The sequence below is a fragment of the Streptomyces sp. NPDC002785 genome (genome assembly GCF_040295565.1).
In the GTDB taxonomy this organism is placed as follows: domain Bacteria; phylum Actinomycetota; class Actinomycetes; order Streptomycetales; family Streptomycetaceae; genus Streptomyces.
Genome location: NZ_JBEOVN010000081.1, coordinates 19,193 through 30,288, shown reverse-complemented (window position 1 = coordinate 30,288; position 11,096 = coordinate 19,193). Strand labels below are relative to the sequence as shown.

Annotated in this window: 12 protein-coding genes and 1 pseudogene; 5 read left to right on the top strand and 8 right to left on the bottom strand. The window is 68.9% G+C overall.

Annotation, left to right across the window (positions count from 1 at the left end; genetic code table 11):
- Positions 1 to 111 precede the first annotated feature (111 nt).
- Both ABTZ94_RS20095 and ABTZ94_RS20090 read right to left on the bottom strand, forming a co-directional pair.
- Positions 112 to 1,344 carry a lipase family protein gene (locus ABTZ94_RS20095; RefSeq protein WP_351202408.1) on the bottom strand — a complete coding sequence of 411 codons (1,233 nt, stop codon included), beginning with the start codon at positions 1,342 to 1,344 and terminating at the stop codon, positions 112 to 114.
- 126 nt (positions 1,345 to 1,470) lie between these two features.
- Positions 1,471 to 2,316: a hypothetical protein gene (locus ABTZ94_RS20090; RefSeq protein ID WP_351202410.1), complete on the bottom strand. Its 846-nt coding sequence runs from the start codon at positions 2,314 to 2,316 to the stop codon at positions 1,471 to 1,473.
- A gap of 479 nt (positions 2,317 to 2,795) precedes the next feature.
- Between ABTZ94_RS20090 and ABTZ94_RS20085 the strand changes: the two genes are divergently transcribed.
- Positions 2,796 to 3,260, top strand: a complete 465-nt coding sequence (locus tag ABTZ94_RS20085) for an RICIN domain-containing protein (RefSeq protein WP_351202407.1) — start codon at positions 2,796 to 2,798, stop codon at positions 3,258 to 3,260.
- 120 nt (positions 3,261 to 3,380) lie between these two features.
- Here ABTZ94_RS20085 and ABTZ94_RS20080 read toward each other — a convergent pair.
- Together ABTZ94_RS20080 and ABTZ94_RS20075 are read right to left on the bottom strand one after the other, a co-directional pair.
- Positions 3,381 to 3,563 (bottom strand): annotated as a pseudogene (locus ABTZ94_RS20080) (NmrA family transcriptional regulator); the annotation flags it as partial.
- A gap of 74 nt (positions 3,564 to 3,637) precedes the next feature.
- The gene (locus ABTZ94_RS20075; RefSeq protein WP_351202406.1) at positions 3,638 to 5,257 is read right to left on the bottom strand and encodes an adenosine deaminase family protein; all 1,620 of its coding nucleotides are present in this window, start codon (positions 5,255 to 5,257) and stop codon (positions 3,638 to 3,640) included.
- A gap of 216 nt (positions 5,258 to 5,473) precedes the next feature.
- Between ABTZ94_RS20075 and ABTZ94_RS20070 the strand changes: the two genes are divergently transcribed.
- Positions 5,474 to 6,820: an erythromycin esterase family protein gene (locus ABTZ94_RS20070; RefSeq protein ID WP_351202405.1), complete on the top strand. Its 1,347-nt coding sequence runs from the start codon at positions 5,474 to 5,476 to the stop codon at positions 6,818 to 6,820.
- Between the two features lie 102 nt (positions 6,821 to 6,922).
- On the opposite strand, the gene ABTZ94_RS20065 is transcribed toward ABTZ94_RS20070, so the two are convergent.
- Together ABTZ94_RS20065 and ABTZ94_RS20060 are read right to left on the bottom strand one after the other, a co-directional pair.
- On the bottom strand, positions 6,923 to 7,189 hold the full coding sequence (locus ABTZ94_RS20065) for a DUF397 domain-containing protein (protein WP_351202404.1): 267 nt from the start codon (positions 7,187 to 7,189) through the stop codon (positions 6,923 to 6,925).
- A complete protein-coding gene (locus ABTZ94_RS20060) occupies positions 7,170 to 8,012 on the bottom strand; it encodes a helix-turn-helix domain-containing protein (RefSeq protein ID WP_351202403.1) in 843 nt (280 codons plus the stop codon). Before ABTZ94_RS20060 ends, ABTZ94_RS20065 begins: the two co-directional genes overlap by 20 nt.
- Before the next feature lie 115 nt (positions 8,013 to 8,127).
- On the opposite strand from ABTZ94_RS20060, the gene ABTZ94_RS20055 reads away from it, so the two are divergent.
- Both ABTZ94_RS20055 and ABTZ94_RS20050 read left to right on the top strand, forming a co-directional pair.
- A complete protein-coding gene (locus ABTZ94_RS20055; RefSeq protein WP_351202402.1) occupies positions 8,128 to 8,376 on the top strand; it encodes a hypothetical protein in 249 nt (82 codons plus the stop codon).
- Complete coding sequence (locus ABTZ94_RS20050; RefSeq protein WP_351202401.1) at positions 8,366 to 8,599, top strand: hypothetical protein; 234 nt, start codon at positions 8,366 to 8,368, stop codon at positions 8,597 to 8,599. The genes ABTZ94_RS20055 and ABTZ94_RS20050 overlap by 11 nt, the downstream gene beginning before the upstream one ends.
- Before the next feature lie 104 nt (positions 8,600 to 8,703).
- On the opposite strand, the gene ABTZ94_RS20045 is transcribed toward ABTZ94_RS20050, so the two are convergent.
- Together ABTZ94_RS20045 and ABTZ94_RS20040 are read right to left on the bottom strand one after the other, a co-directional pair.
- Positions 8,704 to 9,156, bottom strand: a complete 453-nt coding sequence (locus ABTZ94_RS20045; protein WP_351202409.1) for a BP74-related protein — start codon at positions 9,154 to 9,156, stop codon at positions 8,704 to 8,706.
- Positions 9,157 to 9,282: 126 nt separating this feature from the next.
- Positions 9,283 to 9,888 carry a TetR/AcrR family transcriptional regulator gene (locus ABTZ94_RS20040; RefSeq protein WP_351202400.1) on the bottom strand — a complete coding sequence of 202 codons (606 nt, stop codon included), beginning with the start codon at positions 9,886 to 9,888 and terminating at the stop codon, positions 9,283 to 9,285.
- Between the two features lie 133 nt (positions 9,889 to 10,021).
- On the opposite strand from ABTZ94_RS20040, the gene ABTZ94_RS20035 reads away from it, so the two are divergent.
- Complete coding sequence (locus ABTZ94_RS20035; RefSeq protein ID WP_351202399.1) at positions 10,022 to 11,044, top strand: glycoside hydrolase family 113 protein; 1,023 nt, start codon at positions 10,022 to 10,024, stop codon at positions 11,042 to 11,044.
- The last annotated feature ends 52 nt before the right edge of the window (positions 11,045 to 11,096 follow it).

The window sequence follows — 11,096 nt, the reverse complement described above, 5'->3', positions numbered from 1 at the left end:
AACTGGTCCCGGGGCCGATGTCGTTTCTGTACGGGGCAGGGTGGGGACGCACCCACGAGGCCCGCCGGAGCACCGTGAGCGCGAGATACCCCGTACGACGGGACCGCGGAACTACGGGAGCCGGTCGAGGAGCCAGGTGCAGAGTTCCTCCGTCACGAGGGTGTGTCCCTCGTTGTGGGACGCGAGCTTGAACTCGTCCAGCGCGCTCTCCTCCGGCGGGAGCTCGGAGATGTTCGCGTACAGCTCCTCGTCCGTGTCCAGATCGCGGATGTCGACCGCGCTGACCGCCGGGACGAAGCAGTGCGAGCGGATCCGTACGTCGGTCTTGAACCCGATGATGGGGTTGAGGGCGTTGAGCGTGTCGGCGAGGATGCCGAATCCTTCCAGCGAGCCGCCCGGCGCGCCGTCGACCGACGGAAGCCCGGACGTATGTACCTCGTTGGTCTTCAGCGTCACCACCCGCAGCTTCGCGACGAGTTCGTCGTTGCCCGGGGACTGGGCGTAGAGCTTGGTGCCCACGACCGAAAGGCCCTTGCCCTCCAGAGCCAGTTCGCCCGCCCGTGCGTCGGTGCCGACGCCGTCGCCCTTGCCGTTGGCGACACCGATCAGCCGCGGCCATTCGCCGACGGCCCGCATCTGCGCGAGGAACGCGGCGCGCTCGTCGCTCTGGTCCGGTGTCCCGTCCCACTTCTCGATGTGCCGCCACAGCAGTTCGCGGGCGGCCGGGCTGTTGATCTGGTCGGAGAACCGGCTGTCGAGATCCTTGATGTAGTGCGCGAACGCCTGGAGCGCGATCGGGATCCAGGCGCCGCGGTGCGGGCTGTCGTACGAGAAGTACAGAGAGGTCTGGTGGTCGATGCCCTGGCTCTCCATCTTGGCCAGCGCGTGCCGTGTGACGAGCCCGCCCATGCTGAACCCGCCGACGGCCAGCGGCGTACTGCCCTGCCGCTCCGCGATCGCGCGCAGGATCGCGGCCTGTGCGGTCCGGGAGTTGTGCAGAATCGACGCGCTGCGCTCATGGAAGCCGAGAAGGATGACGTCGTGTCCCCGGCGGCGCACTTCGCTGATCAGCGCGTAGTCGCCGAACTCCAAGATTTCCCAGGAGAAGTCCAGGCTGCTCGGCCCGGTGTTGAAGCCGTCGGCGAAGATCACGGGCCGTACGAGACCCGAGTGCCCCTCGCCGTAGTAGACCCAGGCGGTGCCGCCCGGCAGGTCCCACACGGTGCTCGGCGGCAGCGGGAGGGCGCCGTGCTGCTCGGCGCCCAGGCGCGGCCCGGGGGCCAGGGTGATGGGGGGCCTGCTGCGAAGCTCCGAGACGATCTGCTCTTGTGTCGGTTCGGACATGATTCGTTCCCCTTTGGGCTAGTTCACTACGGATAGCGCCTAGAGGAGCACGATGGGTAGCCGATCCGGTAGAGGGGAGTGGATCAAACCACTCCCAGGTGGGAGCCGGTTTCGGACATTCGGCGATCACGTGCGGGGTGAGCGGGGGCGGATGGCCGAACGCTCGGATCGTGGAGTCAGCGCCGCCCGGACCTCGCTCATGCGACTGCGTACGCCGGTGGCCGGGACGGCTCCGGCCGGTCCGGCAGGGGTGGTGACGGTGTTGCCCCGGCACGGTCCGCACCGGCCGCCGATCAGGGCCTGTGCGCTGCCCGGTGCGCGGCACTCGCTGCATTCGAGGGTGCGCAACACCGTCCACTGTTGTGCTGGAGTGACCCGTTCGGGTGGCATCTTGTCGAGGAGCCGCCTGCGGACGAGGGCCGCCGCGTGGTGGACGGGGGTGGGGAGGCCGTCGGTGAGGGCGTGGAGCAGCTCCGCCTCCGTGGCACCGCGCTCGAACCAGTCGGTGACCTGCGGTTCCAGCGCCGCGCAGTCCGCCGCCGAGAGGGTGAGCGCGGGTGCGGTGCGGCCCAGCGCGGCCAGCAGCACGAACGCCCGGGAGCGGGTGGGGTGTTGGTGCTTCTGCTCCGGTGGTACGTCACCCCGGGTGAACGCCTCCCACCAGTCGTCGTCCCGCGCGGTGCGGGAGAAGAACGTGCGGGTCACCCAGAGCAGGACCTCGTCATTGGCGACGCACTCACTGCCGCGCCGCAGATGCCCGGCGTCCTGGAGCCGGTTGAGGGTGGTCCGCAGGGCGCACTGTCCGTACGGGAGGACCTTGGCCAGCGTCTTCACGGAGATGTCGGCGCCCTCGGGCAGCCGGTCGATGTATGTCGCGACGGATGCCTCGCGGGGTGGGAGGTGTGCGAAATCGCGGTGGGTGCGGGGGTGTTGGGAGGGTGCGGAACGCTTGCCGTAACCCGGATTGGCCATGGGGTGCGGGAGCGTGGGCAGGGATACGTGCGGGGTGCGCGGGGCAGCGCTAAGCTGGCTGGCAGCCATCAGATCGGGCCTTAACGATCGAGGTGGTCAGACCCCTGTTCGGTGTTCCTGCACCGGCAGGGGTCGTTCGTTATCCGGAACGCTAGAGCGTCGCCACCATCCGTGGCAAGCCGGTCACGAGAAGTCAACTCGCCGGGTGGGGAGGGCGGGTGGGAAGTGGCCCACCTCCCGTTCCTTGGAAAGAGCGCTCGGACTTCGCGGCTTGAGCTCCGGGGGATTTCGCCTGGTGGCGGGGGCGTGCGGAGTGTGGTCAATGCGCCGGATGGGCTCCCCGAGCGCCGCTGCCGATGGGGTGGATCGGCGGGGACGCGATGCGGGAAGCGGGGAAAGGGCGCCGGGCTCCTGTGTTCTTGGTGGCGCGGGCCGTGCGGCCCGCGCTTCCTCCCCTTTCGCTTCCTACGAGGAGTCCCGTGCGTATTCGTTCGATGCTGACTCTCGCCGTGTCCGCCGTCGCCGTGGCGGCACTGGCCACCCCCGCCCAGGCCGCCGACGACGGCACCTACCTCATCCGTGACGTGCGCAGCGGCCAGTGCCTCGCGGGCGGTGAGGGCCCGCTGGGCGGCCACGTCGAGCCCTGCAACCCCGGCACCGTGTGGCAGATCCACAACCAGGGAGACGGCCTGGCTCAGATCGTCGAGTCGAACGGGGCGGGCCGCTGCCTGGCGCTCTCGCCGCTCAAGATCTACCCGGCGCCCGTGTGGGTGAACCAGTGCGGCGGGTGGGCCGACCAGTGGTCGATTCTGGGCCCGGCCAACGACGGAACGGTCGCCATCGCCCTTGGCCAGGGCGAGTACGGCTACCTGACCACTCAGAGCAGCCGAGTGGTCGTCAACTACGACGGCGGGTACGAGTGGGTCCTGGAGCGGATCGGCTAGGACCTCTTCGGTCGATCACGCGAATCGCCCCGTGCCGGGATCGTTCTTCCTGGCGCGGGGCGGTTTTCTCAGTCGTGGCGGGGTCCGATGACCGAGCTTCCGGCTGTGCGGGCGCAGGCCCTACCGGAAGGCGGCGATGTTGCGCCGGGCCCAGTCGGCGAACGTGCGGGGCGCACGTCCGAGGACCTGCTCGACGTCGGGGCTGATCCGCTGCTCGGCGGTGTTGGGCTCGCCGAGGATGTCGAGGGTGGTATCGACCACGGGCCCGGGCATGAACTGCAGCATCTGCGTACGGGCCTCGTCGGCGGAGACGTCCGGGCCCGGGGCTCAAGCCCCGGGCCCGGACATTGTGTTGTGCGGAGCGCTTCGGATCAGTGCTACCGGTTACGGCTCTCGAAGGTGGCGAAGGCCGCCTCCTGGCGCCACTCGGTCGCCGCCTTCGGATTGTCGGCGAGATAGCGGGCGCAGCGCGCGCTCGGGTGGTCGGTGCCCGGCAGGTCACTGCGGCAGGCGGCGACCAGTCGGTAGCCGGAGGGGACGGGGCCGGTGGCCCACAGGCTGCGGCCGTTGCGGAACGCGTACTCCAGCGAGGCGCGGGCCAGGTCCTTCAGCTCGGTGTAGCCGAGGCCGTACGTCTTGGCGGCGTACTGGTACTCGTGGCTGATGTCGATCCGCGAAACCCCCGGGTCGTCGGTGGACAGGACCACCGGGACGCCGTAGCGGCGGTACGCGTTGAACGGGTGGTCGTCGCCCGCGATGCCGAGGATCTGCTTGTTGCTGGAGAACGGCACCTCGACCGCCACCCTGCGCTGCGCCATCGTCCGGGCGAGCTGCCGCCAGTTGTCCTCGTGGACCAGGTCGACGCCGTGTCCGATGCGTTCGGCTCCGGCGACGAGCACGGCCTCGCGGATGTGGAAGGTCAGGTCCTCGGGCTTGACCAGGCCGGGGGCGAGCTCACCGGCGTGCAGGGTGAGGTGGGCGCCCGGGTACTGGCCGCGCAGATAGTTCAGCATCCGCATCTGCAGGCTGTAGTTGGCCAGCGAGCTGTCCCAGTCCTCGGGTTGTACGAGGTTGACCGCGACGAACCTCGGATCGCGCTCCGCCAGCCGCATGCCGACCGCGATCTGCGTGAACACCCGCGCCGGTGAACTGCCCCGGGACACCTGGGAGATCCACCTGACGGGAAGTCGGCAGCCCGGGTCGGGGCGCGCGGTGTCGCAGTGCGCGGCCACCCGGAACTCGGCGTCGGCGTCGTCGGCCTCCTGGACCGCATCGTCCACGACCCGGTCGAGCTGCCCGCCGGCCAGGAGCTTGCGGTGGAAAGCGGCGAAGTCGGCGTCGTAGCCCACAGCATCGGCAAGCTTCCTGGCGCTGTCCGACGCCGGGGTGACCATGGTCTCCAGGTAGAACTGGTTCTGCTCCACCACGGTGTTGGCCACGTCCGCGAGCAGCTTGCCGCGATCCCAGGTCGCCAGGCCGAACTTGCCGAACGTGTCGAAGAAGTGGTCGTGCCCCGACTGATCGGACGGGAAGTCCTGCATGGACCAGGCCCGGATGATCTCCTGCCGGAACGCGGCGTCGGTCCGCGCGTCGGTAGCGGGCCGCTTGCCCGGTCCGCACGGGGGCGCGACGGCTGTCATCGTCGCGTCGATACACAGGCCCTTCTTGCCCGCGAGCTTGATCAGGAACTCGGTTTTGGCCGCGCCCGACAGGTGGTTGTGGAGGTCGCCCCCCTTGGGCAGCGCCTTGAAGAAGGCCTTCAGCCTCTCGGGCTTGTTACGCAGTGAGTCGAGGTACGCGGCGGTCCTGCGTTCGGCCTGGGTCACCGCGCGGGGCGACGCGTACGCGGCGACCCGCGACGAGGACTCCTTCGCGGGCGCGGGCGCGGTCGCTGCGGTGGCCGGGATCGCCGGGAGCAGGGTCAGTACGGCGAGTGCGCCGAGCCCTGCCGGGAGCAGGGACTTGGGACGGTGAGCCGTCCGGTTCGATGAGATCACCGCCGAATGATTGCGTCCGGGGAGGGCGTTTATCACCCAAACCGCGTCTATGGCCGGAAATCTCCACCCGATCGAGTGCGTGTAGCGGGCGCTGCCCTCCGGCTCTTCCGGGGGCTGTCCCCCCGGAAGAGCCGGAGGCTTCTCCCAGCGCGCGGCAGTGGAATCGCAGGCGATGATCCTCCTCAAGTTGTCATACGAAAGTTGAGAGGTAACGGCATGGCTAGGCATCGGAAGCGGATCAGCCGACGGGTACTGCTGGCGACGGCGGCGGTCGCGACGGGAGCGGTCCTCGCCCCTGTGGCGGTCCAGGCAGCCACGGCCGACACGGCCGGCAGGGGGCAGAACCCGGTCCGCGCGCTGCAGCGGGCGGCCCACCCGCTGCGCTCGACCGAGCCCGGGGGGAACACGGCCGACCTGCGAGCCCTGGACTCGATGATCGGCGACGCCGAGGTGGTCGGCCTCGGCGAGGCCACCCACGGCTCCCACGAATTCTTCACCATGAAGGAGCGGGTCTTCCGCCACCTCGTCGAGAAGAAGGGTTTCACCACCTTCGCCCTGGAGCTGAGCTGGTCCGCGGGACTGCAGATCGACGACTACCTCCAGACCGGCAAGGGCGATGCCCGCAAGATCGCCAAGGAGACGCTCACCAATTCGCCCTGGGACCGCGAGGAGTTCGTCAGCCTCATCGAGTGGATGCGGGACTACAACCGCCACCACCCCGACCGCACCGTCCACTTCATGGGCGACGACATCGGCGCTCCCTCACTGAGCGACGAGTTCTTCGGCCGGGTGACCGGCTACGTGCAGAAGAACCACCCGGAGGCGCTGCCGCGGCTCAACGAGCTCTACACCGGTCTGCGCCCGATCGATGACGTCTTCGCCTACCTGGGCAAGCCGCTCGCGGAACGGCAGCAGCTCGCCGCCAAGGCGCAGCAGGCCCTGGAGCTGGTCAGCGGTCTGAAGGGCTCCGGCGGCGACGCGTTCGACTGGGCCGAGCAGAACGCCCGGTCCGTCGCCCAGACCGCCAAGTTCCTCACCCTGAACCCCGACGACCCGGAGTCCAACGCCGCCTCCCAGCGCTTCCGTGACGAGGTGATGGCCCAGAACGTCTCCTGGTGGCAGCAGCGCACCGGCCAGAAGGTGCTGCTGTCCGCGCACAACGACCATGTCGCCTACGTCGCCAGCGATCCCGAGACGTACTCCAAGACGCAGGGGTCGTTCCTGCGCGACACGATGGGCAAGAACTACCTCCCCATCGGCTTCACCTTCAACCAGGGCTCGTTCCTGTCGAAGGACGCCGCGCTGGGCGGCGAGTGGAAGAAGTTCACCGTTCCCGCCGCCGAGCCCGACCGGAACGAGGCCACCCTCGACAAGGTCCGCTACCGGGACTTCTACCTCGACGTCCGCACCGCCCCGGCCGCCGCGCGCGACTGGCTGAACACCGCCCGGCCCACGCTCAACGTCGGCACGCTGTTCCCCGTGGAACCGCGCGACACCGCACTCGCCAAGGCCTACGACGTCCTCGTCCACCTCCACGAGGTCCGGGAGGCCGACAAGCTGTAGCCGTGACTGCTTGGTTCCGGCTCCGGCGCGAGCCGCCCGACGCCAGCTGACCTGCGGGGAGGTCCGTCGCGAGGGCCGGCCTTCCTGCCGCGCGATGACCTCTCAGGCGTTCTTGAGGTTCGTGATGAACGACGCCCAGGCGGGGGACCGGAACACGAGCGTCGGGCCCTCGGTCACCTTGGAGTCGCGTACGGGGACGATGCCGGGGTGGCCGTCGGCGACTTCGAGGCAGTCGCCGCCGTCTCCGCCGCTGTACGTGGACTTCCGCCAGGTCGCGACTTCGAGGCAGTCGCCGCCACTTCCGCCGCTGTACGAGGACTTGTGCCAGATCGCCGTGGACAGGTCGTAGTCAGAACTGCTGATCTTCATGTGCGTAATCCTCCGCCGCTGACTCGATCAGGGCCAGGGACGCCTGGGGTGACAATGCGCTGGCCACCACCAGATCGTAGGTCAGTTCGTAGTGTCGGAGCGTTGCGGGATCATCGTGCAACTTCCCTGTGCCCAGGCCCTGCAGATAGGCGAGCGGGGGTGCGTCCTCGAAGGACATCAGCTTCAGCTGACCTTCCATGGCCATGTGCGCGCCCGCGCTGAACGGTAGTACCTGCACGATGATCCGGTGCTCGCGGGCCAGCTTCAGGATGTGCCTGAGCGACGCTGCCATCACTGCCGGGCTGCCCACTTCCCGACGTAACACCGCCTCATCCAGAACTGCCCAAACCGCGGGAGTTGTTGGATCGGTCAGCAGCTGAGCCCGCTCCAGCCGCGCTACGACCAGATCGTCGATCACGCACTCCGGGGCCGTCGGCTGGTAGGCGCGGAACACCGCCCTCGCGTATGCCTCCGTCTGCAACAGCCCCGGGATCAGCTGGGGTGCGTACTCCTTGATCGTCTTCGCGACGGCCTCCGCCTCGGCCGCCTCCGCGAAGTGATCCGGATACTTCGACTTCTTCAGCGCGGCGCAGTTCCGTACGAAGAACCCGTCCGCGTTCAGGACCTCGTCGAGCTTCTGCGCCTGGTCCAACTGCATCCGGCGGGTACCGGATTCCAGCTGGCCGACGAAGGAGCCGCTGACGAACAGCGGAAGGCCCAGCTCCTCCTGCGAGAGGCCCGCGCCCTCCCTTCTGTGACGGAGTTCTGCGCCCAGCAGAGCGCGCGGAGAGGAGGAAGGATCGAGCTTTTTCGGCCCCGGCATGACAACTCCCTGTGACACACGTGCGGTTGTTGGTTCTGCGCCTCTTCCAGGCTAGTGGCGCGTTGGACACGCTGGGTATGCATTGTCATTACTCAGCGTGGGAAAGGGATGGACCATGACGACGACGGAACGGCGCAAAACGGCAGAGGACACGGTGCGGGCGGCGGAGGATGCGGTGGTGCGGCTGAAGGAGGGGTTCTCCGGGGTCGGGATCACGCTTCCCTCGCTGCGGATCGATCCGGTGTCGTGCGCGGGGAACGAACCGGCGACGCCGCTGGTCGACCTCGGCCGGTGCAACCTCGACACGGCGCTGCGGCTGAGTGTGGTGCTGGAGGCGCAGGGGCTGGCCGGTCATGACGGATGAGGGGCTTGAGCCATGTGCGCCGGAGCCCGGGTCGTTCGCGGTGGACACACGGGACGGGCGGGTGGGGCGCGTGATGGGGTTCGTCGGGCCGTACGTACAGCTGCGGGCGCCGGGCGGTGGGGCCGAGTGGGACTGCCCGCCGGAATCGGTGCGCCCGGCACCGCTCGGGGAAGTGCTGCGGGCGCGGGTCAGGGAGGTCAACCGGGAGGGGCGGCTGCCGTGAGGGTGCCAGGGTGTCGGGCCTGATGCGGCGGAGGACGTGAGGAAGGGCGACGCCCTGGATGGGTGCCGCCCTTCGATCGGGCCGGTCTGGCCGGTCGACTCGTCTTATGGGGCGGGTACTTCGCGTACGAGCTCTGAAGTCCAGGGGCAGAAGATGAGGCCGGGCAGGAAGGGGCCGCCGGCCTCGTCGAGGTGGTCCTCCACATACGGCAGTGTCGCGTCGCAGACCTCGATGGCGTAGTCGAAGAACTGGACCGACTCCGGGGCGTAGTGGAAGCTCCAGCCCGGGTTGTACGAGGCCGGGTACTTCTTGAGCCTGCCGACGACATGCGGCTCGTCGTTCGTGGCGCCGCTCACCAGGTCCCTGGCGTGCTGGATCTCGCGTTCCTTCACCAACTTCACGATGAACGTGCTCCGGGTGATGTCGGTCATCTCGAAGTAGGCGGGCGCGACGGCGGCGCGCTGCGCCCCCTCGCTGTGTTGGGTGGCCTGGGCCGGCTGGGCCACGGTGAAGGCGAGCATCGCGACGGCGGCGAGGCTTCCGGCCTTGGTGAACATGTGTCGCACGAGGATCTCCATTGGTGCATGGCAGGCCGTGATGATCAGGACTGCTCGTGGCGCAACGTAATGGAGTGATTGCGCAAAGTCATGCACGACGCTCCGGGCGGGCGTCGGGGCGTGCGGTCAGCCCGGAGCCGGGCCGCGTCGCCGCACCAGGGGCAGGTACACCTCGTCGACGATCTCGACGAGGACGTCGTCGGGTGCCGTAGGGGCTCCGCGCACGACGAATTCGTTGCGCAGCAGGACGATGGCCACGGTGGCGACCCGCGGATGGAGCGCTTCGGGGGAAGCCTCACCGCGTGCGACCGCGCGCCCCAGGGCGGTCAGCCAGGGGGCGGCTGTGGCGTCGCTGGACTGTTCTTGCAACTGCGCCAGGAGTTCCGACGTGCCGCCGGCCGCGGAAAGCAGTTCGCGCAGGATTGCTCCGAGAGGGGAACTCCAGTGACGGTTGGCTCCGCGTAGCAGTTCAAGGACGTCGCTGCGCAGATCGCCGGTATCGGGTGGCTGGACTGTCGTGGCCAGTTGCCGATAGGCGGCGATGCCGAGCGCGAGGCGGTTCGGCCAGCGGCGGTAGATGGCGTTCTTGTTGGTGCCCGCGCGGGCGGCGACCTTGTCCATGGTCAACCCGGCGAATCCGGACTCGGTGAGCTCGTCCACCGCGGCGCGCAGGATCGCCTCCTCCAGGACGGCTCCGCGTCGCCGCGTCTGCCCGGCACTTGGCCGGCTCATCGGATTCTCCGCCATGGCCCCTTCTCGCGATTGGTACCGCTCGTACCTTCCCATTGTGGTTGCCATCCCTGGGGAGCGGCAATTAGGGTACGGTGAGTACCGTAAATTCTTCCGCCAGGAGAGGATGCGACGCATGCGGGCCAGAGGCATCAGCTACGACACCGGCTTCGTCAAGAACGGAGCGGTCTCCCGAAAGCTCTTCGACCCGGAGGTGGTCAGGCGCGAGCTGCGCATCATCCGTGATGACCTGCACTGCAACGCGGTCCGCGTCATGGGGGGTGATCCGGAACGGGTGGGGCTCGCGGCGGGGTACGCGGCCGATCTCGGCCTTGAGGTCTGGTTCTCCCCGTACCCGCTCGAACTGACCGCCGACGAGATGCTGTCGCTGTTCGCCGACTGCGCCGAGCGCGCGGAGCGGCTGAGGCTGCGGGGAGCGGAGGTCGTGTTCGTCGCCGGCGCAGAGCTGAGCCTGATGAACAAGGGGTTCCTGCCCGGCGACAGCATCGACGACCGGGTCGCGCTGCTGCGCCGGCCGGATCGCGTGCGTGAGCACATCGGGCAGGTCAGTGCGCGTGTCAACGACTTCCTCGACAAGGCCGCGGCACTCGTCCGCGAGCGCTTCGGCGGCAAGGTGACCTACGCGTCCGTGCCGCTTGAACGCGTCGACTGGGCCCCCTTCGACATCATGTCCGTGGATCTCTACCGGTCGGCCGAGACCGCCGACCGGTTCGCCGAAGGCGTCCATCACCTCGTCGCGCAGGGAAAGCCGGTCGCGATCACCGAGTTCGGCGCGGCCGGTTACCGGGGTGCGGGTGACCGGGGAGCTCACGGTCTGGAGATCGTCGAGTACGACAAGGACGCACGTCCACTCCGGCTGAACGGCGAGTACGCCCGCGACGAGGCCGGTCAGGCCGCGTATGTGCGGGAGCTGCTGGAGGCCTTCGACGCCGGAGGCATCGACAGCACCTTTGTCTTCACCTTTGCGCTGTACGACCACGTGCACCGCCCCGACGGCGACCCCCGCGAAGACCTGGACCTGGCCAGCTACGGCATCGTCAAGGTCTTCGAGGACCGCCTCGGAACCACCTACCCGGGCCTGCCATGGGAACCCAAGGCCGCGTTCACCGCTGTCGCCGACCACTACGGGGAGCACTGAGACCGCGGAAGCGGGGGATGAGGGAGGGGCGGCTCCCGCGCCGAGCGCAGTC

Bases quoted from the DNA above. Each gene is read 5' to 3' on its own strand.
- ABTZ94_RS20060 (WP_351202403.1), bottom strand. From the start codon at position 8,012: ATGCCGGGGCCGAAAAAGCTCGATCCTTCCTCCTCTCCGCGCGCTCTG.
- ABTZ94_RS20055 (WP_351202402.1), top strand. From the start codon at position 8,128: ATGACGACGACGGAACGGCGCAAAACGGCAGAGGACACGGTGCGGGCG.
- ABTZ94_RS20040 (WP_351202400.1), bottom strand. From the start codon at position 9,888: ATGAGCCGGCCAAGTGCCGGGCAGACGCGGCGACGCGGAGCCGTCCTG.
- ABTZ94_RS20050 (WP_351202401.1), top strand. From the start codon at position 8,366: ATGACGGATGAGGGGCTTGAGCCATGTGCGCCGGAGCCCGGGTCGTTC.
- ABTZ94_RS20090 (WP_351202410.1), bottom strand. From the start codon at position 2,316: ATGGCCAATCCGGGTTACGGCAAGCGTTCCGCACCCTCCCAACACCCC.
- ABTZ94_RS20035 (WP_351202399.1), top strand. From the start codon at position 10,022: ATGCGGGCCAGAGGCATCAGCTACGACACCGGCTTCGTCAAGAACGGA.
- ABTZ94_RS20045 (WP_351202409.1), bottom strand. From the start codon at position 9,156: ATGTTCACCAAGGCCGGAAGCCTCGCCGCCGTCGCGATGCTCGCCTTC.
- ABTZ94_RS20065 (WP_351202404.1), bottom strand. From the start codon at position 7,189: ATGAAGATCAGCAGTTCTGACTACGACCTGTCCACGGCGATCTGGCAC.
- ABTZ94_RS20095 (WP_351202408.1), bottom strand. From the start codon at position 1,344: ATGTCCGAACCGACACAAGAGCAGATCGTCTCGGAGCTTCGCAGCAGG.
- ABTZ94_RS20070 (WP_351202405.1), top strand. From the start codon at position 5,474: ATGGCTAGGCATCGGAAGCGGATCAGCCGACGGGTACTGCTGGCGACG.